Genomic DNA, 24,065 nt, shown 5'->3' on the forward strand with positions numbered 1-24,065 from the left:
TGTGCTATTCATTTTTTGTGCAGTTTCTTCCAGTTTATAACGACACTTGTAATAACAATGAAGCCAGTGTTATTGCCGCCCAGTGCATACTTTTTTGTTTGGAATATAATGAGGTTTTCGTTATAAGTTTTTGAATAAAAAGGGTAAGTAGGATAAATACCCGATAATAAGGTTACCGGGTATAAAGCAGGGTTGAATTTTGTTTATTTGGCGTCTTTCTGGAAGTCGACGATGGATTCGATTTCTTCTCCGATATCAAGAGACTCCAAGTTGCTGTGAGCTTGTCCTTTGCAGTGCATGACCAAGCGGTTTGAGGTTCGTGGTTTGATGACTTCAACCAGAAATCGCACCATATCTGCACGGCTGAGGTTTCTCAGTTCTTCAACCACTTTCTGACGCTGGTTGAACTCGGTGTCTTTGTTGCCGATGCTGACCCAGAATCGCTGAGCACGGGTGCGAAGGTTGGTATCCGGCTCGGATATCTGGGCAATTAGCCCTTGTTTGCTGGCTTGCCATTGTGCTTCATTAAGTTCCAGCAGTACCAGCGCAAAAGCATTGGTGAAATCATCAATGGCTTCGGACAGTTGTGCCGGTGCGGCAACCGGAGACTGAATGTACAGGATCAGGCCCGGGTGACGATTGAGTGGCAGGTTGGCTGTTCCGACCATATAACCCAGTTGCTGGCGGGTGCGTAGCTCATGGAAAAAGGTGGTTGACATCAGGTGGTTAGCCAGGGTGTAGATCGCAATCTTACGAGGAGTCGCCTGTCGGGACTGGTAGTACATTAGGATCGCTGAGTCAGCATGGTTACAGTTGACTTCATAGTTGCGGGTTCCGGACTGACCCAGTCGTACTAATGGGCGTTGAGATTCACCATATAGTTGATCTGTGACGCGGAAAGCATCTTTTAGGACCTCTGCCAGTTCCAGCGCTTCCTCTTCCAGCCAATTGCCGTAAACAAAGGTGTCGATATGAAGCTCGGCAAACATGGCTTCAACAAATGCCGGTAGTTCATCAACTTCAAGTGATTCCAGGGCTTCAATGAGTACTGGATAAGACGGATTATTCGGCTGTAACAGGCCGGTCAGGTGGTTAAATAGCTGAGAGATAGGTTTGTCTTCGGCGGCATTTCGCCAGTTTCGCAGCATTTGTGCTTTGATATTCTGGAATCGCTCCGGACTGAATGTACGGTTAGCGAATCGTTCCAGCAGCATTTTCAGCAACAGTGGTTGTTTTTCACTGAAGCCTGAAAGCTGCAGAGTAACACCGCCCTGATGTGCATAAAGGTTGTAAGACATACCGGCAATTTCTGCGGGGTAGGCTGACTCATTAATAGCATCCAGCAACATCTCGACACACAGGCGAGTCTTGACGATGTTACGCGGTGTATCAACTGCATGCGGGCTGTCGATAGCAACATAAACCACCCCTTTAGGTACGCGGAACTCATCTTCCTGTTTGTACCAGAGGCGGAACCCCGGCAGATCCTGGATGAGCTTTGGTGGTTGGTCGGCATCCGGTTTTAGTGGGTGGGGATCCAGTCGCTCACAAATGTACGGGTTTTTTTCCGGTAGTTGAAGCTCGGGCTCTTCGCCCGGTTGGTGCCAGCGCTTTAGCTGCTCATCCGATAAAGGAGTGACCGAGTACGGGGTGTGATACCAGTGAGCTGTGCGATCGTATTTCAAACCTTGCGCAACTAGTGTCAATCTCATGTTGTCCGGAGTGAGATAATCAAGTAGTTCTTGGATCAGCGCTTCATCATACCCGGCCATCATGTAATCACCGTAGATAATATCTTCCGGTTCATAATGGAATAGGTTCATGACCAAATAGCTGACAGTATCAAGGGGACGGCTCTTTTCTTGATAGCGGAAGGCCAACTCCAATACGGACTTTTTCTCCTGATAGCGCCATTCATCCAGGCCATGCTTTTTGATCAGCTCAATATACTGGAATACCGCGGCTACAATATCATCGATATGCTCTAAGCTTTTCGGTGTCAGGTTCAGGCCTACGGTAAACTCACGGAAGTTGCTGCCGCTGACGCCGCCACCTGCTGCCAGAGTATTGATCCAACCTTTGCTCTTGAGCATCGACATCAGACTGCCGCTGCCTTCGTTACCCAATAGGTGAGCAATGTAAGAAAGCGGTTTCTGACGATAGTATTTTTCAACCGAAGGCAGGGTAAACGAAAGGGTAAGCTTTCGAACTTCTTTAATAGGCTCGATAGTGATGAATTTGGCTTTTTCGTCTTTAGCCACTAAAGGCACGGGAATGGCCTTTTTAGGGATACCGTGGTTTGGAATATGGTTGAAGTAAGTGCGGGCAAAGGCTTCCAGCTCGTCAAGTGACTGTGGTCCGAGCAGCACCGTTGCCATCAGGTTGGCTGAATAGTGGGTTTGATAAAATTCAAGCAGTTCTTCGCGTACTGACTTGTCGTCTCGATCATCCAGGGTTGTTAGATCTCCGACAGAAAACTTAGAAAATGGGTGTGCTTGATTAATCGTTTCTTTATGCACTTGATAAAGACGGCGGACATCGTCTTTCACTTTCAGCTTGTATTCTGAATCGACTGCCTGGCGCTCTTTGTCAACGGCTTCTTCATTAAACAATGGCGCGGTAAAGAATTGGCCGAACCGGTCAAGCCCTTCATTGAAAGCATGCGGGCTGACTTCAAAAAAGAAGGTGGTATTTTCGGTGCCGGTCCAGGCATTGTTACTGCCGCCGCTGCGGTTGATAAAAGTCTGAAACTCACCGACTTTAGGGTATTTTTCAGTCCCTAGGAAAAGCATGTGCTCAAGAAAGTGGGCCATTCCCTGCCGTTCAATAGGATCATCAAAATGGCCAACGTTTACAGATAATGCTGCGGCAGAGCGGGGGGCCTCGGCATCATGTACCAGCAGAACTTTGAGCTCGTTATCCAAAGTCAGGTAGCGGTACTGTTTTGGGTCATTTGGACTTTTATGCACAGGAAGGGCCTATTTTCTAAGGAAATTATGCTAATTATGACGCTCAATAGTTAGGGTGGCAAATAATATGGTCCACAGTAAATCTTAGCCGAATGGTTATCAGGTGTAGGTTTTTATGGCGATACTGGTGTCTGGTTTAGACATGTTATAGGTCTCAGCGGTCACGGTTCCGTAATCGAATCGGCAGAATTGCTATCTACTGTCGGCAGGACTTGCTAGCATATCTCGAAACCTGATGTTCATTCTGGTCCCTATTCGAATATATATGTGGTGGTGAATGCATACCTTAAGCAAGATCTTTTGGTGTTCATCGGTCCGTATAAACAACAAGAGGGCCGGTATTATTGGATAGGCAATATGCGAATATATATTATGCGTCACGGTGAGGCGCAGCATTTCGCTCCTAGTGATGAGGAGCGACCTCTGACAATGAGTGGAGAAGTTCATTCTGAACAAATGGCCTCACAGTTGGCTAGTCAGTTGAGCGACGGCATTGATTTGGTGTGGGTTAGTCCTTATTTGCGAGCCCAGCAAACCTGGTCGGCTATGTCCGATAAGCTTCCTCAGCCAAAACGCTTGATGACTGTCGATGACATTACCCCTTACGGTGATGCTGAAGATGTCGCGGCTTATCTAAAATCGATGATTGCAGTTGAGCGCCCTGACAATGTATTGCTTGTTTCCCACCTTCCTTTAGTCGGCTACCTGACCGCTGAACTGGTTCCCGGCCTTCAACCACCGATGTTCCGAACTTCTGCGATTGCGGCAATTGATTATTGTCCGGACAGCGAGCAAGCTGAATTTTTGTGGCAGGCAAACCCGGAAGGATAATTTTCGATAAGTTGTTAAGGTATTTGCTGAAGCTGCCGATAAAGGTTTTGAGTGCTGGATAAAGGACTCATTTTTCGCCTTTAGTGGTTTTAGCGACCGCAAGGTTTAGTATCATTCATCCATCAAGAATAAATAAGTTACTGCTATGAAAGGTAAATTAATTGCTATCTTCTGTGCTGTTCTACTGACCGGGTGTATTCAGGGACCACGTTCACCAAGTATTAATGCTAATGGTGCGATTAAGTGGGCAAACGGCTTCAGCGAAGAAATGCATATCTCTGAGTCTGGCGGTACCCTGACCTTTGCCGCTCCGCAAGGGCTGTTTGCATCCGGTGGTGGTATTACTATCTTTTCCCGTATCGACAGTGCCCGTAACGGAAGCTGTGAGCACTACTATAGTGAAGGTGCTGTTAAAACCCGGATGCAGATCTGTGACGGTGGTGAGGTTAGGCTGATTATTGAAGGCCAGGTTGTGAACGTTGGCTCGCTAGCTAAGTACACATACTAATACTGTTGAAGGGTGAGAGTCCGCAGAGACGAGATTATTCGTTAATATTTCTCGTCTCTCGGTGCTGACATTGTCGAAGCCAAGTCGCCCTTCTATCTCTCGGGAATCTCGATCAATACCAGCAAAGCACCATCGCCGCCAAACTCCAGCGGGGCTTGATGAAAAGCCAGTACATCTGGGTGTTGAGCCAGCCAAAGCGGCGCTTTTTGCTTCAGAATGTGTTTGCCGATCCCGTGCATCACACAGGCACATGAAACATTTTCTTTGATGCAGGCAGCAATCATGGCTGCCAGTTCGCGCTTTGCTTCCTTTTGCGTCATGCCATGCATGTCCAAGTACATATCCGGTACATAAACGCCGCGACGCAGTTTTTTCACTTCGTATTTTGACACTCCCGTCCGAGCATATTGCATCGGTCCCTGCTCATTCAGGTGGGGCTCAAATTCGTCCGAGAAGTAAAACTCGTGATTTTGTGTTTCTTTTTCCGATACTTTTGGCTTATTCGGCTTTGAGCTCTGTTGACGCGGCGTGATTATGGTATCATGCGACAACTTTTTTACGCCCTTAACCGCATCCTGAAAGAGTGCCAGGTCGTCCTCTTCCAGGGAATAATTTTTTTTATTCATAACAATGAAATTCCAACAACTCTATAGCGGTATTGTAGCGTCATTCGGAGGCTATTTTGGATAAGATTTTTGTCGACGAAGCCGTCAACGAACTTCATACATTGCAGGACATGCTACGTTGGACGGTAAGCCGTTTCAATGCTGCAGGTCTTTTTTATGGTCACGGTACTGATAATGCGTGGGACGAAGCGGTACAGTTGGTGTTGCCAACGCTTTATCTTCCTTTGGATATTCCGTCAGAAGTGCGTTTTTCTCGCCTGACAAGCAGCGAGCGCCTGCGTATTGTTGAGCGCGTAATTCGCCGAATCAACGAACGTACGCCAGTCGCATACCTGACAAACAAGGCCTGGTTCTGTGGAATGGAGTTCTTTGTTGATGAGCGTGTGCTGGTGCCGCGTTCTCCGGTTGGCGAGCTGATCGAAAACAACTTTGAACCTTTCCTGAAAGAGCGTCCGACCCGCATTATGGACCTGTGTACAGGTAGTGGTTGTATCGGTATTGCCTGTGCTCATGCTTTCCCAGAAGCTGAAGTGGATGTTGTTGATATTTCAACAGATGCACTGGAAGTTGCAGAGCAGAATATTCAGGATCACGGTTTGGAACAGCAGGTGATCCCGCTTCGCTCTGATTTGTTGCGTGATGTACCGAAAGATAAGTACGACCTGATCGTGACAAACCCACCGTATGTTGACCAGGAAGACATGGACAGCCTGCCGGATGAGTTCCGTCATGAGCCTGAGCTGGGTTTGGCTGCTGGTACTGATGGTCTGAAGCTGGTTCGTCGCATCCTTGCTAATGCACCGGATTATCTGAAAGAAGATGGTGTGCTTATTTGTGAGGTTGGCAACTCAATGATCCATATGGAAGAGCAGTACCCGCATATTCCGTTTACCTGGATCGAATTTGAAAACGGCGGTCACGGTGTATTCATGCTGACTCGTGAGCAGCTGCTTGAGTGCGCGGAAGATTTCGCACTGTACCGCGACTAAGTCTTCTACAGACTGAAAGCCATAAAAAAACCGGAGTCTGAACTCCGGTTTTTTTGTATTCATGCTCTTAACTTCATGACAGCAGTGCTGATATTGCCTTCAATTTGGCGAATCAGGCATTACCTTCAGCTTGCTTGGCTTTCAGGGCCGCCATTACTGTTTCCTGATGATTCAGATAATCTTCAAGGCCCGCGCGGCGCAGATCGCAAGACGGGCAGTCACCACAGCCGTCACCAATTACTCCGTTATAGCAGGTCAGGGTTCTCTCGCGAACAAAATTCAGTTTGCTGTATTGATCTGCCAGAGCCCAGGTTTCTGCTTTGTTCAGCCACATCAGTGGCGTTTCAATGTTCAGCGGACGATCCATTCCCAGTACCAGCGACTGGTTGATTGATTTCACGAACTCGTCACGGCAGTCCGGGTAGCCTGAAAAATCTGTTTCGCAGACACCGGTGATTACGCTTTCTGCACCGATCTGGTAGGCGTAGATACCGGCCAGAGTCAGGAACAGAATATTACGGCCAGGAACGAAAGAGTTTGGCAGGCCATTGTCCTGCAACTCGTGGGAAACCGGAATGTTGTCGCGGGTCAGTGAGCTGATAGCCAGTTCGTTAAGTAGGCCGACATCCATCACTTTGTGTGCAGCAACGCCCTGCTCTTTGGCGATGGATTCTGCCACTTCGATTTCCAGCTTGTGACGCTGACCATAATCAAAAGTGATGCAGTGCACTTCATCATAGTTGGCAATCGCCTGGATCAGGCAGGTAGTGGAGTCTTGGCCGCCACTGAAAACGACTACGGCTTTACGCATATTTGTGTTGTCCTGTGTTGTGTTCATACCGAAAAACAGTCGGTAGGGACTATCTGTTCCGCCAGATAAATATTTGGTATGGAATCGAGATAGGCCAATAGCAAGTTCTCTATTGGTAAGGCAATGCTACCGCAGAGCTGCGCCGGAGAAAAGTTTCAGAAGGTTAGCCAAATGAAAAAAGCCGCAGGCTGGTTGCGGCAAAAGAAGATAACAATATGAGTAGCAAAATATAGAAGAAGTCAGGAATAGGGTTCAGAGTGAGCCTGTATGCTCAAAAGTTGCGAGCTTATCGAGATACCCGGAGATATCACCGATATTGTCGGCAACCCACAGGGAATCAAAATAAGTATCCAGGTAACGTTCACCGCTGTCGCAGAGCAGGGTGACAATAGAGCCTTTCTCTCCGTGGGCTTTCATTTCGCTGGCAAGCTGGAGTACACCGAATAGGTTGGTGCCGGTTGACGCGCCGGCTTTACGCCCCAGTAGTTTCTCTAACCAGTGGATGGTTGCAATGCTGGCTGCATCCGGAATTGTGCGCATTTCATCAACCACATCCGGGATAAAGCTCGGTTCAACACGTGGGCGACCAATACCTTCGATACGGCTGCTGGTTTGGCTGGTCAGGCTCGTGTCACGGGTTTTGAAGTAGTCGTGGAAAACAGAGTTTTCCGGGTCGACCACGCACAGCTTGGTGTCGTGCTTTTGATAGCGGATATAACGGCCGATAGTGGCAGATGTACCACCGGTACCCGGACTCATCACGATCCAGTTCGGGATCGGATGCTCTTCCAGCTGCATTTGTTCAAAAATGCTGTTGGCAATATTGTTGTTACCGCGCCAGTCTGTTGCTCTTTCTGCATAAGTGAACTGATCCATGTAATGGCCGTTGAGCTCTTTGGCAAGACGGCGGGATTCGTCATAAATTTCAGCCGGATTATCAACGAAGTGGGCTTTACCGCCGTAGAATTCAATCTGTTCGATTTTCTTGCAGGCCGTTTTGCGCGGCACCACAGCAATAAATGGCAGGCCGAGCAGGCGGGCAAAGTAAGCTTCGGAAACAGCGGTACTGCCAGATGAGGATTCAATGATGGTTGTATTCTTATCAATCCAGCCATTACACAGGGCATACAGGAATAGGGAACGTGCCAGGCGATGTTTCAGGCTGCCGGTCGGGTGAGTGCTTTCATCTTTAAGGTAGATGTCGATACCGTCAAGGCAAGGAAGATCCAGTTTGATCAGGTGGGTGTCGGCAGAGCGCTGGTAATCGGCTTCGATCTTTCGGATCGCACTGCTAATCCACTGTGAGTCATGCTTCATGGTTCTTCCTCTCTCATCGTTGTACTGACTGACGGCCACATCATTGGTGACTGCGTTTCATTTATAGTCAGCATGGTACGGCAACCAGAGGAAAAAGCTTTGCTTTGTTTACTATCGATTCGTTAAAATGGAGAAAATAATTCTACCTATAAATCATAAGGGATAACATCATGGCTGATCTGGATTGCACAGACAGAACATTACTGCGCATGCTGCAACAAGACGGTACGCTGGCTTTGGCTGAGCTGGCTGAAGCGGTAAACCTGACCACCACTCCTTGCTGGAAGCGACTTAAACGGCTGGAAGAGAGCGGGATATTGCGCCAGCGGGTCGCACTTTTAGATCCAGTGAAGCTGGGGCTTTCATTTACAGCCTTCGTCCAGATCAAAACCAGTAATCACTCCAAAGAGTGGTATCACAGCTTTGTTGAAACGGTATCGGATTTTCCTGAAGTGATGGAGTTCTACCGTATGGCCGGTGAGTACGATTACATGATGAAGGTGCAGGTTGCCGACATGGCTGCGTTTGACCTGTTTTATAAGAAGCTGGTAAACAGCATTGAAGGGCTGACAAATGTCACGTCGACGTTTGCAATGGAGCCACTGAAATATACGACCGCTCTGCCAGTATAAATGTCGCAATAAATTCCGAAAACGAAAACAGAGGAGCCGAGCTCCTCTGTTTTCGTTTTATTACTCTTTATATCAGGTAAGTCTTTATATCATGACTGGCGCATCAGGCCTTCCTGGACAGCTGAAGCAACCAGTTCACCTTTCTGATTGTAGATCTCCCCGCGAACCAGTCCTCGCGCACCGCTGGCTGACGGACTGTCGATGGCATACAGCAGCCATTCATCCATACGGAACGGGCGGTGATACCACATAGAGTGGTCGATCGTTGCCACTTTCAGTTTCGGCGTCATTAAAGTAACCCCGTGTGGTTGCAGGGCCGTGACCAAAAATCCCCAGTCGGCAGCGTAAGCCAGAACATATTGATGGATTCGCGGATCATCCGGCATTTCGCCGTTAGCTTTGATCCACAGGTACTGTTTTGCTTCCGCTGGTTTTGGGTTGAGAGGGTTCACCACTGTAACCGGACGAACCTCGATAGGGCGCTCCCGGCCAAACGCAGCAACCACAGGTTTTGGCAGATGCTCAGCAATGGACTCGATCAACGCTTGTTCTGATTTGAGATTTTCCGGTTGTGGTACGTTCGGCATTGAAGACTGATGACTAAAACCTTCTTCCTCAACCTGATAAGAAGCGGTCAGGTAGAAAATCGGGCGTCCGTTCTGAATCGCTTTAACCCGGCGGGTGCTGAAGCTTCGTCCATCGCGCAGGTTTTCGACATCGTAGATAATCGGTTTTTGCGGATCACCGGCGCGGAGGAAATAGCTGTGGAAGGAGTGAACCTGACGATCTTCCTCAACTGTCTCCTTGGCAGCAGAAAGAGACTGGCCGATCACCTGTCCTCCGTAAACTTGCGGCAGGCCGAGGTGTTCACTTTGTCCCCGAAATAAACCTTGCTCTAATTGTTCTAATTGTAAAAGAGTGAGAAGTTCATTCAGTTCTTTGCTCATCGGAGCTCCGTTTTCTGTGTTAATATTAGGCGATTTTTATGGACCGCTTGCTACAAAGCAAGTGTAGCTCACAGGAAATCAAGGTCTTGTCAGCTTGTGTTCAGGTAGTAAGGGGAGATAGATGAGAAAGATGTTTGCACTTATCGCAGCTTTGGCTGTGGTACTGGTTGTTTCTGCATGTACAAATTTGATCGACAACCAGGATGCCGATCTGGCACAAGTGGAAGGATCTTTAACTTATCGAGAGCGTATTGCTTTGCCGCATGATGCTCGCGTTACCGTTACATTATCGGATGTCTCTCTGATGGATGCGCCGGCTGAAGTGATTAGCCGTCAATCCTTTATGGCTGATGGCAATCAGGTGCCGTTTGACTACAAACTGAATTTCATTAAAAGTGAAATTAAGCCGGGTCATACCTATGCTGTCAGTGCCCGTATTGAAGTCAATAATAAGCTGATGTTTATCACAGATACTGTGAATCCGGTGATTACTGACTCTGCGAAAACCACCAAGCTAGATTTGGTGCTGATAAAAGTGAATTAAAAACTTCTTCATAGTCAGGATCCCTGTGCTGAGGATTTAGTCTGCGCAGGGGAGGCTAATTATACCAGCTACCGTCCCAGCGGTAATTTGACAGTTTTATCTTTCCTGCTTCCGTAACCGTAATCCCTTCTTCCAGTAATTTTTTGCGCTGACGCTGTAAGTTGTCGCCTGTCAGCGAAATCATTCCTTTTGCGTTAATTACCCGGTGCCACGGTAGTTTACTGCCTTCTGGCAGGGTTGCCATCAGCCGACCAACTTGCCTGGCATAGCCCGGATAGCCAGCAAATTTAGCAATATCGCCGTAAGTTGCCACTTTTCCGTACGGAATTTGGTGAACAAGGGTGTAGATTTGGTTCGCAAAATCGTCCATATTTATACCAGTACTAATACCAAACTGAACATTAATCTGAGTCAATCAACGGGGGTCAGATAACAATTTAGTTTAGTATCACAAACATACCGACAGAAGCCACTTTTTCAGCTTTACCTTTGCGCTGTCGGATAACGCAAGGAGGTGCTGCCATGTTGTATGCCGCGTTACTTGTTGTGGTCAGTATTGTGTTGACCGTTGTCGGTGTCAGTGCTCTGGGACATAGTCAGGGAGAGCTTCCCGCACTGGCATTAGCTATTCCGGCCTTGTGGTTGTTGCCACAAGGCGGTATCCGTGCCTGGTTGTTGCTGCTTGGCCTCGGTGCTTACGGAATTGTGCTGCCGGATCAACCATTGGCCCTGTCTATCAGTATTTTTATGATGCTGCCCGTTTTTGCCGTCAGCTTTTCTCCCAAGAGTGGCTGGCAGCTTGCTGCTTTGCTTATTTCCGTTGTGCTGGCGATGGACGTCGGCCTGATGGCTCTGCAAGGGGAAGGCAAGTTGCCGGGTCATGCTTCGTCAACCATTATCCAGATATTGGCCGTTACCCTGATTTGGTATGTCGGGCGTAGCTGGCGTCCTGTCGAGGGGAATACCTGGTGGCCGCTGTTTCTTGTTGTCCCGCTTTGGGTTGGGGGGCTGGAACATGCTGCCTTGGTTGCCTTATGTGTAACCGGTTTGATTGCGGCTATGCAGGAAATGATGAAGAGCAAAATGCGCGAGTGGGTTCCGCGAATGGCTTGGATACTGCCTGCGGTCGGTTTCGCTACTTTGGTGCTAACGCCATACTTTGAAGTGCCGAGCCCAGTGCTGGTTGCCTGGCTGTTGGTTTTGGGTGGCGCACTGCTCGGGGAGTTCTTGCTGGAAGAGGCCGAAGAAGAGGTGTGATTTTGGATTCTTAGTGTGAATTCAACGCGTTATTCTGCTGCCTTGAGCAATAAAGCAGCACTTGGTAGCAATTGCTGATTGAGCCCTTGCAAAGTTTCTGCCATTAGCGGATAATCAGCCTCGTTCTCGAAATGAGACAACGAATCTATGGAGGCCCCATTGGTCCTCCCGCAACACTAACTTGTGAACCCGGTCAGGCCCGGAAGGGAGCAGCCGCAGCGAGCGACGTGTGTGCCGGGATGTGGCTGGTGGGGCTTCCACCCATCTGGCGTTTGCCAAATCAAATCATACTCTTTCCAAGCTTCTCTCTTTTTGCTTTGTCTAAGTTATCCACTTTGTGTGTATTACACGAGGTTGGCATGACAACAAATCTATAAGTCATCTCCACATGATACTTGTTATTTCCGTTAAGTTTATACCACTTCCTTAATTTAGACTTTATTACATCAATTAGCTTTTTCTAATGTAACTGACTTCTGGTTGGCATTATTAGGTAGAGTAACGAGGCGTTGTTATGGCCGCGCTAATCGCTAGTACCATCAGAAATAGGGAAGATGATTTGAGCTGTTGGTGGGTAGTCTGAAGTTAATGACCCGGCACTAAGGTGTTTGCGCCGGGTCGGTAAGTGTTGTTGTTAGTTTCAAACAAACAGGTAGTGCAGGATAAACAAATTTCGTCTGGCCTGTCAGAAGCGATAGTTTACCTGCAGGCCACCCAGCCATGCGCTGTTATTGGTTAACGCGGTGATGTTGCTGGTGCCGATAATTGTCATCGACTCGTCTATTTTTGTCTCCTCCCCAAATAAATAGCCTAATGCAAAATCAACACTGAGATCTTTGGTGAAGTAGTGAGTTGCTCCTACGGTAAACCAGTGTCGGTCTGAGTCGGGGATCGAGAGCGAGTTGATCTCATCGACAGGTGACAGGTCATACATGTATCCGGCTCTTAGCTCTGTGTTTTCCTGGGCGTAATAAGTCACTCCCAAAGACAGGTGTCCGGCATCTTTCCATTGGTATTCCTTGATCGGATCATCGAAAGACGGTGACGTGAGCGCATCGAATTCAGACCAGGTGATGTATTGCAGGCTATAGTGGACAGCAAAACGGTTATGGAGTTTGTGATAGCCTGAAAACTCAATCATATCCGGTAACGGAACGTCCAAATCTGTCGCCTGGCCAGTTAACTGATCAACCGTTCCGGATGCTTCCAGTGACGGGGCATAGCGGTAGGACAGGCCTAACCGGTTATCCTCATTAATGACATAAGCCATGCCGACATTAAATCCGACAGCTGTACCGTCAGCATCGATATTCAGCAGGTTGGGTCTTGAGATTTCCCCCTTGCCGTAAATGATGTCGATACCCAGCCCGAGCGATAAGGCGTCAGTGGCTTGATAAGCGGCAGATGCACCGAAATTGACACTGGTCAGGCTCGTTTTTCCGCCGAACTCAGGGGCAGCAAAATCCTGCTCAAACTCGACATCTGTACCGAAGTTGGAATGGATTGTTGCTCCGAGTGTCCAACGGGAATTTTCAATCGGATGCACGTAATGAAAATTCGGGACAATGGTCAGGTTGTCGAGCTCTGTATCGTCCAGCGGCTGTGTTGTGGATGATGACGACGTATAGAGAGTGTCGGTTAACTCTACCTGACTGTCTATGCCGATGACACCGACAGAGACTGTCGGGCTGTCGGGCTGTCGAGCAGACTCATTGCTGCAGCATTTTTAGCGATTACGGCTGCATTATCGGCGATGATGGCATCACCGGAGAAAGCCCGGCCTAACCCCGTTGCTGATTGTGAGTTTAGCTGAAAGCCTGCGGACTGAACCTGGAATGAGCTGAAGCAGGCTATAGCAACAATAGATAAGGTGAACTTTTTCATTGTACTGCCTCCTCAGTAACAACTTTTTCAGTAACAACTTCAGATTCAATGTTTTGCATGTCATCCTCATCGAAGGTGATTGATATTCCCTGGCTTTCAATCATTTGATGAACTGCTTCTTGTTGGGTGTTGGTTGAGCTGTACACATCCCCGAGGTTTTCCGTCGATGGCATGCCGGATTCATCCATCGGGCCTTCATAAGGGAACAGGTAAGTACCGTGGCCGCCGACAGTTGCCCGAATGACGCCTCGCAGAGGTTTTTCACTGGCAACGGTATCTTCGCGGATGTCTTCCAGTTGCAACGCACGAATCAGTGGTTCAGTTCCGGTTTGCAGGTTATTTTCAGCCGAGTTAGGAACGACGACATCCGGCATATATTCACCAACCTCGCAAATCTCACCACAGTTACCTTTGGCTTCAATCAGCAATGTCGGTTGGGCATTTTTCACCTGACGAGAGGTTTTGCTGGCCGGATCGGCGCTGTCTATCGTGCGCTGAACACCTTTTTTCAGCAGCGGCAATATGGCCTGATAAATTTCATTTTCAAGCATTTCAACCGAGGTTTTGTTATCGGGATCTTCGACAAATGTTTGTAATGCCAGAATACAATCCTGATTTGAGACACCTTCATAGCATTGATTCGGGATAACGGTTTCAGCAATCGCTCGCTGGATATCTGGTGAACTCTTCACCGCGGTTTCCATTTCAATGCCGAGAGTCAGTGACTCCAGAGTGATGTTGACCAGACCTTGCCCCGGGACAACGTAGTTTGCTGTGGTTAGTGCCAACTTTTGTGTGTTTTGGGTCATCTCGGAGAACATTACTGAGACAATGCCACCTAAAGAGTGTCCGACCAGGTGAACTTCTGGTGTTCCGCCGATGAAATTATTCAGTGCATAGCGCAGGCTGATAAAGTCACTGATGGCCTGATGCAGGTTTCCTCTTAATGTCAGTGGGGACGTAATATTAATGAAATAGGATTTGTCTTCTTTGGCGCTGATTGGCTTACCGGTTTTATCGTGAATAATGCGTTCACCGTGGTAAGGCATATCGATTGCCACAACGGCAAATTCACGCTTTAACCATTGGTTTTTGACAAAGTCTTTCATCATCAGTGCGGCAGCACTTTTATCGGCGGTGATCCCGTGAATGAACATTACGACTGGCAACTCACCGTTTTGGAATTTTTCAAAACTCTGGCCTTCGTATTCTCCTTCCGGCAAATACAGGTCAACAGGAATATTCTCGGTAGTGAATTGCGGTGAAGCATTCTCGGGTGTCAGGTGAGAACCGTCTTCGTTGGTCATCCAGCGATACATATCCGGGCAATTAGATACGGGATCATATTTATCCAGAAGACAATTTTCTGAATCACCTTTGCTGAATGGTAAGTAATAATTAGACTCGAGTGTTCCCTTATATAATTCGTATTTTATAAAAACATCACCGATACCAGATTGAAAATCACCATCACCTTCAGATCTTAATGCCGTAACAGGATAATGAGATGAGTTATCAAACTTTAATTTTGCCTCTTCGTTATTTTCAACAATGGCATCCATAATGGCGTAGCTATCTTGGGTGGTAAATGTTGAGGCATAGACCACTGAATTTGTATCGCCGCCTATATTGGAATAAGCATTTAAAGCGTTATCAATTGAGCTTTTAACCCGAATTTCATCTTCATTAAGAGAGGATGGAGTAGCAGTCAGTAATTCTTTAAATTCAGAAGATGATTGCAGTGGTTCTCCAAATTGTGTCTTTACACCGGAGGTTACAATAATATGGTAAGTTTCTGCGCTTTCTAAAGCACTGTGGCATTCAATATAGATATTGGAACCATCGTTACTTTTTTTGGTTGCGACGACTTCTGATGTATCAGATTTAATGATGACAACATTATTTGTTAATGATGCATCATCAAGAGGGTATTTTTGTCCTGAATTAATACTCTTTAAGGGGATTTCAAGAGGTTCTACGCACAGGCCCCATCCGTCGATACCAGCAAAACTGGTTTCGAAATTTTGGTAATAGGAGATATCACCGCTTTTTGTTGAGAAAAATGCAGGTTCATCAGGAAGGGAAATTGTTCCATCTTCATCATAGCCGTAACCGTCGTTAGGCATGGGCAGTTCTTTAACAGAAAAAGGGACTTCGACAGCCACTTTTTCTGCTGTTTCTTCATCAGATTGACAGCCTGATAACAGTAATGCAGCCATGGAATACGCAATATATTTGAGGGGGAATGTATTCGGATTTCGTTTTGTCTTCATGTTGTAGCAAGCTCCTTATCATATTGAGGCTGTTAGTAGTTTTATTGCCAGACGCTGTTATTGGCTTTTAGCCGCTTGCTGTTATAAGGGTGTTCAATAAGTTGCTTAAATAATTCAACCTAATTCATGCTCAGTTAGCTTGATTTATGTATTTTTAGGTTCTTGATGATGAGGATGATTCGTTCAGCCGGCGCCATAAATGAAGTGATAAGGCGTGTGATTTTACTCAACGTTTACTGGAAAATAATGAGAAGGTGTTAACAAGGGGAGGATTCATTCGCTATCGAAGATAGCTGGGGTTAGGGGAATAGTATAAAGTGACACGCATATAAGAATGGCTTAATAATAATGATGACTGGCGGTGGTAATATCTATGAGTGAGCAAATTCTCATAAATAATAGTTATATGGTTAATTTCGATGAGCAAGTTGTTCAAAGTCAATTGACCGGTTTAAGAACTGTATTGGGAAGTAATGAAATTGCATTGCTACGATATTTTCTGGAACACCCTGGAGTAACTCTTTCTCGTCAGAAACTGCTGGATGAAATATGGACATCGAAAGGGATGGTGGTTGAAGACAGCAGTTTAATGAATTCCGTCTCGATATGCAGAAAAGCGTTTGAAGATAAAAAAGGGGAGGTTATACGTACCGAAAGAGGTGTCGGTTATCGTTTTGTTGCTCAGGTTGACAGCATTAAAATCAATAATGAAATAACACCTGAATATAAATATGGTTTTATTAGTCAATGGTTACCATATATGGCGATTGTCATAGCCTTTGCAATAATCAGCTTTTTCACTCTGCGCTATCAGCCAGTACAAGATGCGAGTGAGTATTTTGTGGGAGCTTACAGCCAGTGCACCTTTACCTCCCCTGACGGCAAAGAGAAAAGAGAGTTTTTAAATGCCACGGTTTATCAGCTTGATGATGGACGGATCTTAATTACTGAAGATGGCCAGTCTTTTAGTTACCCTGCATCTGTGAAGGAGGTTGTCTGTGAATAAGTTGGTTAAAGCATGTATTGCCATTTTTGTTGGTACTGCCATTGGAGCTCTCGCCCATATTGCGCTCCCTCAGTCGTTTTCTGAACAGCTCTACAGCAATACTTCTGTCTATATGCCTGTGGCAAAAGATAAAGGGTTCCTGATGGATCTGAATTTGGGAGTCGAGTTGCGAGAGGGCAACGACTTTTATATGTACGTCGCTTATCCTCAGCGCCAGCTTGGAGTCTCAATCTCCGGGTATTATGAGTTCAGCGATGGTAAGTTGTCTCTGTACAGTGAAAAGCATGATCGAATTATGCCTGAGGAAAATGTGACTTTATTTGATCATTTTTTTACCAATGGAGAGACTTTTGCCGGGAAGGATATGGAGATGCTGGCGCTAAAAGATGGTGTGATTTTGTTTCTTGATCGTTCTGCTTTGTATCTGGCTCATGATGAACTGCATTTAATCAATCACTCTGCTAAGTAAAAGTAGTGGGGCGATAGAATCAGTGTCTTACCTCCTGCTTGCGTATTGTCATTGTTGATCTGAGTTTCGCACATTTAAAACTTGAAATGCATGCTACGCTTAAACACTTTGATGGTTTCTCTGTATCCCTGTTGTTTGGTTTTTTAAATAAATGCCTGTTTTTGTTGGTTATTAGTTCATTAGCTTTCCAGTAAAAGGTATCGCTCAATGATTGAAGCAACGAAAAATCAAAAGATGCTGTTTGTGGTGGTGGCTGTTGTTACCGCAGTATATTCAATCTTCGCCGCTGTGTTGATGACTGAGCCGGGGCAAAGCCTGAACTTACCTCGTAGTTGGGTGGTGGCTTATTATCACTACCGATGGCTGTTTATTGGCCTGAATGTGGCTTTGCTTATCTATCTCTGGTATTTACACCTTAGCCTAAAAATATGGACAAGGTTTTGGATGAGCCTGGCTACTGTTGGTGTGGTTGTCTGTATTATTGCTGCTAATTTCCTCTTAACCGCTTTTTTCCCGTCTTATCAATACGGTGCAAATTATGTATCCATTGAAGAAGCTGACGGCATTTTAGATGATAACGAAGTTGTTTATGCTGTTGAAATAAATGGAGAAGTACGGGGGTTCCCTTGAAAGCATCTGGAAGTGCCGCATATTGCTGGTGACAACATCGGTGGCAAAGATGTCGTCATGACATTTTGTGCGCTCAGTAATTTACCTGTTGTTATTGAGCAGGATATTGGTTTTGGTAAATCTGATCTTGGAATTCTTATCCAGACGCATAATAACCTGGTAATGGTTGATCGTCAGTCCGGTGAGTTGATCCAGCAGATCACTCGCCAAACAGAGTTTTCTGACAGTGAAATTGTGTCCCATCCCAATACGATGACAACATGGCGAAGCTTTAAGGAACTCTATCCTGATGCCAAGATATTTATTTATGAGTTTAATCGTGTCGTTGACTCGTTATTGCTCGCTTTGTTTGAAGGCCCGATGGAGAAGCAATTTAGCAATGAGCATGGTCCGATATTTCCAACCCTTGCGATGACTGACAATCGCTTGCTTCCCAAAGAGCAGGTGTGGGGCTTTGATGCCGGAAATGTTCAGGTAGCTTTTACTCGTTCTTTTGCCAAGAAAAATCCTTTATTCAGGTTTAGCTTGGAGGGGCAGTCCCTGGTGATGGTTTACGATGAGGATCATGACATTGTAAATCTGTTTGATGGGTCTATTGATGGTCAGCTGGTTGATTTTGAGTCGGTCGACTTCAGAGGAGAGACTGAAAACGGCCAATTGGTTCAGTTGCCAATGCACAATGGCGTGTTCTGGATGGTATGGTCACACTGGTATCCGGATACGCAGGTATATGACGGATAGTGACAAGCTTCGGTGATCTCTGTTAATCGCTGGTATTTTATGGACTTATCGTTTAGCCAATATCCACGTGAAAGTTAAGGTTCATTATGAGAACACTTTTCTTATCAATGTTGTTGCTCCTTTGTGTAGAGGTCAATGCCGCGGCTCCGGCTTTCAGTCGCTTATATGCAGTGGCTGACAGCGCTGAAACTGTGTATCACACGCCAGCCGGTATGACCCGCCTTGATGCGAATGCATTCACACTTTCAGGTATTCTGATCAAATACATGGGGGAGTTTGATATTGATGAGAGTGTGACCACCATATCAGGTGGTGCGCCAGATTCTGGAGACCCAATTCTTGTTCCTTCTTTGTATTATGTTCATGTCGTTAATGATGACTGGCGTGCCGGTATTTCCCTGAATATTCCTACCGGATTCGGCTCAAGCAGCGGGGGAAGCTGGGCTGGTCGTTACTATAGTACAGAGTCTTCTCTTATTCTGATCAGTACCAGTCCGGGCGTTGCTTACAGGGTCAATGAATGGTTGTCTCTGGGCGGCGGACTGAATATCAACTACACCACTTCTGACATCACCACAGCCATTGCCAATAGTGATCCTGATTTTTCTGATGGTAAGCTGGAAGTTGAGTCGGACGGGCTGAGTGTTGCCGTGGTGTTGAGCTCTCTTATTGAATTATCGCCGACAACACGGATAGGGTTGAACTATCACACTGAATCTGAAGCCGACAGTGAGCCGGATGTCAAAATCAGCGGGTTGGGAGCATCTTCCGAGGCTATCGAGCGGCTTGAAGTTGCTATTAGTGATCTTGAGATCGCAAGTAAAATTCCGGCTCATTTTCAGTTCGGTATTTATCACAGACTGGATAATGACTGGGAGCTGACCTTTGACAGCATCTGGATGAACTTTTCTGAGTTTGGTGTGACAGAAATTAGTATCGTTGATAACGAAATCCAGGCTCCGGATGATTTATATGAGGATTTCTGGGCTCTTTCGGCTGGGCTCTCCTTTCCGTTATCAGCAGGAATGACTGGCAGAGTCGGAGCGCTTTATGCACAGTCAGCAATCAAAGACGAAAATCGCAGCTTTTCCTTTGCTCTCGATCGAATATATGGTTTGGGTGCAGGTATTCAGTATGAGTGGCAGAGCGGGGATATCGTGGATGTAAATCTCAATATATTTGATACCGGAAATGCGCCGATTGATACCGGAGACGATCCTGTGCGAGGGCGGATTGCGGGTGAGTATGTTGATCACTATGCTCTTGGTCTGGAGCTGAGTTACCACTGGAATTAATTATTTCAAATAGCGTGATATCTCTGCTCAGACCATTCGGATTACAAAACTGTTTTACTTAATTAATGAATTTAAAACACTGGACTGAGTCAGTTGTTATGCTGGAGCTGCATAGTATATCGCCCTGGTTATAGACGATTTGGTAAAATTCTTCATGAATATGGTTTGAAGCATGAGCTTCGCTGAAGTCATGCTCATTATCATCCAGTCCCAAGTGATCCTGCTGTTTGCTCTTCATCGAAAAGATATCTTTGTTCAAAAATAGTAGTGATGAGGTTTTATGGGATACTCCGCTAAATGAAGTGCCAGAAAGTGATGATTCTACATCATAGAGCCCGAGAAACATTTCTGACATGGTCGACATGTATTTATAGCGGTCAATCCCATTTGGGTGATAGACATATTTTTTGCTATAAATCGTGTGGTTAACGTTGTCACCTAAAATCGCTTCAGAGTAGTGGTTGTTAAAGTGACGAATAGTACATAATAAAATGAAAGCAATAGTGATATAACTGATTATAAAAAGCTTAATTGCACGCTTCATTAAGACTATCTCTGATTTCAGAAAATGGCAGATCGACGGTGAAAGTCATGTTTAGTACGCGCTCTTCTTTCAGGCGATCAGATAAGTAGATACAGGAAAGATAAAACCGCTCCGGATTTTTTGAGATAAACAGGTGTTTAATCTGTTGGTTAATATTTCCAGCTAACGCTTCGTATAAGATAATGCTACCAGGGTCCTGATCGATATGAATCTGAGTTTGTTCTGTTTGTATTAACTGCCAGTTTTCTTTTTCAATGTTACGCTGTTTGTAATAGTTGAAGCTCCATAGGTATATGAGTGTAGCTACCACTAACAGTAATGACATAAACAGATGGAATAGATTTTCTTTATACCGGCTCAGGTAACGACTGAATAATGTGTCTAAGTTAAAGCTTTTATTGCTTTTTTTTTCTGACTGTTCTGATTTTTCTTTTTCAATAACAGAGATCAGTTTTGACTGTTCAGGTTCAGCTTCTATGTTGGTTTTATCAAGTTCGACAATGCCTGGAACCAGCATGTAGCCCTGGCGAGGGATAGTTTTAATGACTCGCTGTTGTTTTCCGCTGTCACCAAGTGTCAACCTCAGTTGGGCAACGGCTTGAGTTAAGCTGGATTCAGATACAACGCGTCCTTGCCATACATGATTAACAATGTTTTCTTTCGATAATGTTTTTCCTTCATTTACTACAAGTAATTGTAGAAGCAAGCAATCAGCCGTCTTTAGCCTTTTATATTTGCCACTAAGAGTATCGTAAAGCTGTGTTCTATTATTAGGGTTGAGCAACCACATTCATTATTCCGCGTATGGGTGTTTTATTTTTGGTTATTCACAAAGCGCAACAATTATACACATGAAGCATAAAAGTGTCATGTAAAACATTGTACGTATATCAATTTAAACATTGTTAGTTAACGTGCTAACGCAAAGTAGCTCTTAATATGCCTTATTGCTCATAATCAAAAGGTCTGAGCAGTTCATCTTTCTATATTCAAAACGTTTCTTATTAATTGAGGGTGGGTAAAAAAAGAGCATTGCAAAACTCATTACTGAGTAATTACTCCATCTTAATGTTATGTTTTAAAAGCCTATTTTATTTAAAAACTCTTCATTAGAGTTAATCTGTTTTCCTCGTTAATTTTGAATTGTTTTTTAAGCCATGTGTTTTACTGGCTCATTATGCTTCTCGTTTGTTGGGTGAGTGCTTATTTTGGCAAGTCTTTATTTCTTTGAAGACTTTTAAATTTGGATGGTCTCGACAGCCTTTGATTTTAATCTCGCTAATAAATTCAACTCGAGTGCTATAAATTTAATTTTGAAGAGGTTTAACATGGGATACCCAATTCCAGGTACAGAGCAATCAACAGTTCAATATAAAGCAAAATATAACAACTATATTAATGGTCAGTGGGTTGCTCCTGTTAACGGTCAATATTTTGAAAACCATTCACCGGTTAACGGCCAGCTAATTTGTGAAGTAGCTCGTTCTGGCGAAGCTGATATTGAACTTGCTCTGGATGCAGCACATGCAGCAAAAGATGCATGGGCAAAAACTAGCGTAGCTGAGCGTTCTAATTTGCTGCTGAAAATTGCAGATCGTATTGAAGAACACAGTGAATACCTGGCAATTGCTGAAAGCTGGGAAAATGGTAAGCCGGTTCGTGAAACACTGGCGGCAGATTTACCGCTAACTGTTGATCACTTCCGTTACTTTGCCGGTTGTATTCGAGCTCAGGAAGGTACCGCGGCTGAGCTTGACGCGACAACGGCTTCTTACCACTTCCCGGAACCGGTTGGCGTTGTAGGTCAGATTATTCCATGGAACTTCCCACTGCTGATGGCGGCATGGAAGCTGGCTCCTGCGCTGGCTGCCGGTTGTTGTGTAGTGTTGAAGCCTGCTGAGCAGACTCCGACATCAATTCTGTTGCTGATGGAAGTGATTAATGATCTGCTGCCAGCTGGTGTTGTGAACGTTGTTAACGGTTACGGTAAAGAAGCGGGTAATGCACTGGCAACCAGCAAGCGTATTGCTAAGCTAGCTTTCACTGGTTCAACTGAAGTGGGTAACCACATCCTGAAATGTGCTGCAGACAACCTAATCCCGTCGACCGTTGAGCTGGGTGGTAAGTCGCCGAACATCTTCTTTGAAGATATCTTTGATTTTGAAGACAGCTACCTGGATAAGTGTGTGGAAGCGGTTCTGCTTGCTTTCTTCAACCAGGGTGAAGTGTGTACCTGTCCTTCTCGTCTGCTGATCCAGGAATCTGTTTACGACAAGTTCATGGAACGCATTCTTGAGCGCCTGAAAACAGTTAAACAGGGTAACCCGCTGGATGTGAATACTCAGGTAGGTTCACAGGTATCTAAAGAGCAGTTCGACAAGATCCTGAGCTACATTGAAATCGGTAAAGCTGAAGGTGCTGAAGTACTGGCTGGTGGTGAAGCTCTGAACGAAGGTGAAGGTTACTTCATCAAGCCGACAATCCTGAAAGGCCACAACAAGATGCGCATCTTCCAGGAAGAGATCTTCGGTCCGGTTATCGCAGTAACAACCTTCAAGGATGAAGCGGAAGCGCTGGAAATCGCTAATGACACTGAGTACGGCCTGGGTGCGGGCGTGTGGACCCGTGATACAAACAAAGTGTACCGCATGGGCCGTGCTATCGAAGCTGGCCGTGTATGGGTGAACTGCTACCATGCGTACCCTGCACACGCTGCGTTCGGTGGTTATAAGAAATCTGGCATCGGTCGTGAAACACACAAGATGATGCTGGATCACTACCAGAACACGAAGAATCTGCTAGTAAGCTACAGCGAAAACCCTCTGGGCTTCTTCTAATCACTATTAGTGCTTTTTGTGCGTACAGGGTTGGCTTTGCCAGCCCTGTTTTTTGAGGTTGTTATGATCGTATTTAATTTTGATGCTGTAAAAACATTGCTCCCGGTATTGTTGGCAAAGGCTGAGGACAGTTCAGTTCACCTGATGTTTGACGACGGTATACAGGCTCATCGGGTTATGAGTTTTGAACCGCACACAGAATGTTTTGACTGTAACGGACAGTTTCATGATGAAGTTGTGGGTTACTGCATGAAGCTGGTAAACAGCTCCGTCATTAACTTTAGGATCTGTGGCGGAGAACTGGTTGTTGCCTGAAGAAGAATGAAAAAGAAAACGTGTTAGTTGGTGAGTTTTCATTTTGGAATTCGATATGAACCTGTCAGATTACTTAATAAAGCCGGTTCAGGTAACGGGGACATTCCCTTGTGCCGGGGAATCGGTAAAGGAATTCAGCTTGGTGAAGCATAATCTTGATGTGCTTACTGATACAGATATCAGAGGGAAAAAGTGCCTGCTATGTATTTTCCTTTCAGTGGATGTGGCCGTGTGCGCCGATACTGTCCGTGAGTTTAACCGGATGGCCCGAAAGCTGGATAATACGGAAATTCTTTGTGTTTCAGTCGATACACCTTTTGCCCTGCAGCGCTTTTGCGAAAGGGAAGGGCTGGACTATATCACTGTGGCTTCCTGTTTTCGGTCTGCCAGCTTTTCATCAGACTTTGGTGTTCAGCTGACGGGCTCTGAACTAGCTGGATTTACCGCCAGAGCTGTGATCTGCCTTGATGAGCAGGGGCAGGTGATTCATAGTGAGCTGATCAGGGAACTGGCCCGGCAGCCGGATTACTATTCAGCATATCTGGCTTTACGGTGAGGATCGTAATAACAGAGTGGATCAAGCTTCTACTGTTTTTTTTAGCCTAAGATCACATTTCTCTTTTGTTTAATTTGTGCAACT

Annotated in this window: 25 protein-coding genes and 1 other RNA gene; 15 read left to right on the forward strand and 11 right to left on the reverse strand. The window is 45.8% G+C overall.

All coding sequences use genetic code 11. The features are described from left to right. Positions 1–203: 203 nt before the first annotated feature. Positions 204–2,969, reverse strand: coding sequence for an insulinase family protein (locus C942_RS17655; protein ID WP_007468250.1), 2,766 nt, complete (start codon positions 2,967–2,969; stop codon positions 204–206). Between the two features lie 357 nt (positions 2,970–3,326). Between C942_RS17655 and sixA the strand changes: the two genes are divergently transcribed. Both sixA and C942_RS17665 read left to right on the forward strand, forming a co-directional pair. Then, positions 3,327–3,800 (forward strand): phosphohistidine phosphatase SixA, encoded by a 474-nt coding sequence (gene sixA, locus C942_RS17660; RefSeq protein ID WP_036800936.1) that lies wholly within the window; start codon positions 3,327–3,329, stop codon positions 3,798–3,800. Between the two features lie 145 nt (positions 3,801–3,945). Next, a complete protein-coding gene (locus C942_RS17665) occupies positions 3,946–4,308 on the forward strand; it encodes a hypothetical protein (protein WP_007468253.1) in 363 nt (120 codons plus the stop codon). Between the two features lie 92 nt (positions 4,309–4,400). Here the strand turns inward: C942_RS17665 and smrB are convergent, their stop codons facing one another. Continuing rightward, entirely contained in the window at positions 4,401–4,934 is a 534-nt protein-coding gene (gene smrB, locus C942_RS17670; protein ID WP_007468255.1) for an endonuclease SmrB, read from the reverse strand. A gap of 56 nt (positions 4,935–4,990) precedes the next feature. Between smrB and prmB the strand changes: the two genes are divergently transcribed. Then, the gene (prmB, locus tag C942_RS17675; RefSeq protein WP_007468257.1) at positions 4,991–5,923 is read left to right on the forward strand and encodes a 50S ribosomal protein L3 N(5)-glutamine methyltransferase; all 933 of its coding nucleotides are present in this window, start codon (positions 4,991–4,993) and stop codon (positions 5,921–5,923) included. A 112-nt stretch (positions 5,924–6,035) separates the two neighbouring features. Here the strand turns inward: prmB and queC are convergent, their stop codons facing one another. Together queC and C942_RS17685 are read right to left on the reverse strand one after the other, a co-directional pair. After that, a complete protein-coding gene (queC, locus tag C942_RS17680) occupies positions 6,036–6,734 on the reverse strand; it encodes a 7-cyano-7-deazaguanine synthase QueC (protein ID WP_007468259.1) in 699 nt (232 codons plus the stop codon). A gap of 252 nt (positions 6,735–6,986) precedes the next feature. Next, complete coding sequence (locus C942_RS17685) at positions 6,987–8,051, reverse strand: PLP-dependent cysteine synthase family protein (protein ID WP_007468260.1); 1,065 nt, start codon at positions 8,049–8,051, stop codon at positions 6,987–6,989. 170 nt (positions 8,052–8,221) lie between these two features. On the opposite strand from C942_RS17685, the gene C942_RS17690 reads away from it, so the two are divergent. Further along, positions 8,222–8,683 (forward strand): Lrp/AsnC family transcriptional regulator, encoded by a 462-nt coding sequence (locus C942_RS17690; RefSeq protein WP_007468262.1) that lies wholly within the window; start codon positions 8,222–8,224, stop codon positions 8,681–8,683. Positions 8,684–8,772: 89 nt separating this feature from the next. Here the strand turns inward: C942_RS17690 and tesB are convergent, their stop codons facing one another. Then, positions 8,773–9,630: an acyl-CoA thioesterase II gene (tesB, locus tag C942_RS17695; RefSeq protein ID WP_007468264.1), complete on the reverse strand. Its 858-nt coding sequence runs from the start codon at positions 9,628–9,630 to the stop codon at positions 8,773–8,775. Positions 9,631–9,751: 121 nt separating this feature from the next. Here tesB and C942_RS17700 point away from each other — a divergent pair, with 121 nt between their 5' ends. After that, complete coding sequence (locus tag C942_RS17700) at positions 9,752–10,174, forward strand: YbaY family lipoprotein (RefSeq protein WP_007468266.1); 423 nt, start codon at positions 9,752–9,754, stop codon at positions 10,172–10,174. Between the two features lie 55 nt (positions 10,175–10,229). Here the strand turns inward: C942_RS17700 and C942_RS17705 are convergent, their stop codons facing one another. Next, positions 10,230–10,544, reverse strand: a complete 315-nt coding sequence (locus C942_RS17705; protein ID WP_007468268.1) for an MGMT family protein — start codon at positions 10,542–10,544, stop codon at positions 10,230–10,232. A gap of 152 nt (positions 10,545–10,696) precedes the next feature. On the opposite strand from C942_RS17705, the gene C942_RS17710 reads away from it, so the two are divergent. Next, a complete protein-coding gene (locus tag C942_RS17710; RefSeq protein ID WP_007468271.1) occupies positions 10,697–11,431 on the forward strand; it encodes a VP0952 family biofilm-associated protein in 735 nt (244 codons plus the stop codon). Between the two features lie 157 nt (positions 11,432–11,588). Continuing rightward, positions 11,589–11,685, forward strand: an RNA gene (ffs, locus tag C942_RS24795) — signal recognition particle sRNA small type. Between the two features lie 431 nt (positions 11,686–12,116). Here ffs and C942_RS17715 read toward each other — a convergent pair. From C942_RS17715 to C942_RS17720, 3 genes are read right to left on the reverse strand one after another with little or no spacing between them, the layout of a single operon-like run. Further along, positions 12,117–13,097, reverse strand: a complete 981-nt coding sequence (locus tag C942_RS17715; protein WP_408633481.1) for an OmpP1/FadL family transporter — start codon at positions 13,095–13,097, stop codon at positions 12,117–12,119. Further along, a complete protein-coding gene (locus C942_RS25775; protein ID WP_408633480.1) occupies positions 13,088–13,315 on the reverse strand; it encodes an outer membrane protein transport protein in 228 nt (75 codons plus the stop codon). Before C942_RS25775 ends, C942_RS17715 begins: the two co-directional genes overlap by 10 nt. Further along, positions 13,312–15,588, reverse strand: coding sequence for an alpha/beta fold hydrolase (locus tag C942_RS17720; RefSeq protein WP_007468273.1), 2,277 nt, complete (start codon positions 15,586–15,588; stop codon positions 13,312–13,314). Before C942_RS17720 ends, C942_RS25775 begins: the two co-directional genes overlap by 4 nt. Before the next feature lie 373 nt (positions 15,589–15,961). On the opposite strand from C942_RS17720, the gene C942_RS24460 reads away from it, so the two are divergent. From C942_RS24460 to C942_RS17745, 5 genes are all read left to right on the forward strand, one after another. Continuing rightward, positions 15,962–16,594, forward strand: a complete 633-nt coding sequence (locus C942_RS24460; RefSeq protein WP_007468275.1) for a winged helix-turn-helix domain-containing protein — start codon at positions 15,962–15,964, stop codon at positions 16,592–16,594. Then, positions 16,587–17,063 (forward strand): hypothetical protein, encoded by a 477-nt coding sequence (locus tag C942_RS17730; protein WP_007468277.1) that lies wholly within the window; start codon positions 16,587–16,589, stop codon positions 17,061–17,063. Before C942_RS24460 ends, C942_RS17730 begins: the two co-directional genes overlap by 8 nt. Before the next feature lie 207 nt (positions 17,064–17,270). Next, on the forward strand, positions 17,271–17,693 hold the full coding sequence (locus C942_RS17735; protein ID WP_036800940.1) for a hypothetical protein: 423 nt from the start codon (positions 17,271–17,273) through the stop codon (positions 17,691–17,693). 12 nt (positions 17,694–17,705) lie between these two features. Next, positions 17,706–18,434 carry a DUF3179 domain-containing (seleno)protein gene (locus tag C942_RS17740; protein WP_036800941.1) on the forward strand — a complete coding sequence of 243 codons (729 nt, stop codon included), beginning with the start codon at positions 17,706–17,708 and terminating at the stop codon, positions 18,432–18,434. Positions 18,435–18,520: 86 nt separating this feature from the next. Next, positions 18,521–19,729: an OmpP1/FadL family transporter gene (locus tag C942_RS17745; RefSeq protein WP_007468281.1), complete on the forward strand. Its 1,209-nt coding sequence runs from the start codon at positions 18,521–18,523 to the stop codon at positions 19,727–19,729. 58 nt (positions 19,730–19,787) lie between these two features. Here C942_RS17745 and C942_RS17750 read toward each other — a convergent pair whose 3' ends face one another. Both C942_RS17750 and C942_RS24465 read right to left on the reverse strand, forming a co-directional pair. Then, a complete protein-coding gene (locus C942_RS17750) occupies positions 19,788–20,273 on the reverse strand; it encodes a hypothetical protein (RefSeq protein ID WP_036800946.1) in 486 nt (161 codons plus the stop codon). After that, positions 20,257–21,063 (reverse strand): winged helix-turn-helix domain-containing protein, encoded by an 807-nt coding sequence (locus C942_RS24465; RefSeq protein WP_007468285.1) that lies wholly within the window; start codon positions 21,061–21,063, stop codon positions 20,257–20,259. The genes C942_RS17750 and C942_RS24465 overlap by 17 nt, the downstream gene beginning before the upstream one ends. A gap of 538 nt (positions 21,064–21,601) precedes the next feature. Between C942_RS24465 and exaC the strand changes: the two genes are divergently transcribed. The 3 genes from exaC to tpx all read left to right on the forward strand — a co-directional run bounded on the left by exaC (position 21,602) and on the right by tpx (position 23,981). Next, positions 21,602–23,110, forward strand: a complete 1,509-nt coding sequence (exaC, locus tag C942_RS17760) for an acetaldehyde dehydrogenase ExaC (protein ID WP_007468287.1) — start codon at positions 21,602–21,604, stop codon at positions 23,108–23,110. A gap of 63 nt (positions 23,111–23,173) precedes the next feature. Next, on the forward strand, positions 23,174–23,425 hold the full coding sequence (locus C942_RS17765; RefSeq protein WP_007468289.1) for a hypothetical protein: 252 nt from the start codon (positions 23,174–23,176) through the stop codon (positions 23,423–23,425). Between the two features lie 55 nt (positions 23,426–23,480). Then, entirely contained in the window at positions 23,481–23,981 is a 501-nt protein-coding gene (tpx, locus tag C942_RS17770; RefSeq protein WP_007468290.1) for a thiol peroxidase, read from the forward strand. The last annotated feature ends 84 nt before the right edge of the window (positions 23,982–24,065 follow it).

This window comes from Photobacterium marinum, assembly GCF_000331515.1.
Lineage (GTDB): Bacteria > Pseudomonadota > Gammaproteobacteria > Enterobacterales > Vibrionaceae > Photobacterium > Photobacterium marinum.

What these genes read in the sequence shown, in the direction of transcription:
- C942_RS17745 (WP_007468281.1), top strand. Translation starts at nt 18,521, where the DNA reads ATGAGAACACTTTTCTTATCAATGTTGTTGCTCCTTTGTGTAGAGGTC.
- C942_RS17685 (WP_007468260.1), bottom strand. Translation starts at nt 8,051, where the DNA reads ATGAAGCATGACTCACAGTGGATTAGCAGTGCGATCCGAAAGATCGAA.
- C942_RS17700 (WP_007468266.1), top strand. Translation starts at nt 9,752, where the DNA reads ATGAGAAAGATGTTTGCACTTATCGCAGCTTTGGCTGTGGTACTGGTT.
- exaC (WP_007468287.1), top strand. Translation starts at nt 21,602, where the DNA reads ATGGGATACCCAATTCCAGGTACAGAGCAATCAACAGTTCAATATAAA.
- smrB (WP_007468255.1), bottom strand. Translation starts at nt 4,934, where the DNA reads ATGAATAAAAAAAATTATTCCCTGGAAGAGGACGACCTGGCACTCTTT.
- tesB (WP_007468264.1), bottom strand. Translation starts at nt 9,630, where the DNA reads ATGAGCAAAGAACTGAATGAACTTCTCACTCTTTTACAATTAGAACAA.
- C942_RS17705 (WP_007468268.1), bottom strand. Translation starts at nt 10,544, where the DNA reads ATGGACGATTTTGCGAACCAAATCTACACCCTTGTTCACCAAATTCCG.
- C942_RS17750 (WP_036800946.1), bottom strand. Translation starts at nt 20,273, where the DNA reads ATGAAGCGTGCAATTAAGCTTTTTATAATCAGTTATATCACTATTGCT.
- queC (WP_007468259.1), bottom strand. Translation starts at nt 6,734, where the DNA reads ATGCGTAAAGCCGTAGTCGTTTTCAGTGGCGGCCAAGACTCCACTACC.
- C942_RS25775 (WP_408633480.1), bottom strand. Translation starts at nt 13,315, where the DNA reads ATGAAAAAGTTCACCTTATCTATTGTTGCTATAGCCTGCTTCAGCTCA.
- C942_RS17720 (WP_007468273.1), bottom strand. Translation starts at nt 15,588, where the DNA reads ATGAAGACAAAACGAAATCCGAATACATTCCCCCTCAAATATATTGCG.
- tpx (WP_007468290.1), top strand. Translation starts at nt 23,481, where the DNA reads ATGAACCTGTCAGATTACTTAATAAAGCCGGTTCAGGTAACGGGGACA.
- C942_RS17765 (WP_007468289.1), top strand. Translation starts at nt 23,174, where the DNA reads ATGATCGTATTTAATTTTGATGCTGTAAAAACATTGCTCCCGGTATTG.
- sixA (WP_036800936.1), top strand. Translation starts at nt 3,327, where the DNA reads ATGCGAATATATATTATGCGTCACGGTGAGGCGCAGCATTTCGCTCCT.
- C942_RS17690 (WP_007468262.1), top strand. Translation starts at nt 8,222, where the DNA reads ATGGCTGATCTGGATTGCACAGACAGAACATTACTGCGCATGCTGCAA.
- C942_RS24465 (WP_007468285.1), bottom strand. Translation starts at nt 21,063, where the DNA reads ATGTGGTTGCTCAACCCTAATAATAGAACACAGCTTTACGATACTCTT.
- C942_RS17735 (WP_036800940.1), top strand. Translation starts at nt 17,271, where the DNA reads ATGATTGAAGCAACGAAAAATCAAAAGATGCTGTTTGTGGTGGTGGCT.
- C942_RS17665 (WP_007468253.1), top strand. Translation starts at nt 3,946, where the DNA reads ATGAAAGGTAAATTAATTGCTATCTTCTGTGCTGTTCTACTGACCGGG.
- C942_RS24460 (WP_007468275.1), top strand. Translation starts at nt 15,962, where the DNA reads ATGAGTGAGCAAATTCTCATAAATAATAGTTATATGGTTAATTTCGAT.
- C942_RS17710 (WP_007468271.1), top strand. Translation starts at nt 10,697, where the DNA reads ATGTTGTATGCCGCGTTACTTGTTGTGGTCAGTATTGTGTTGACCGTT.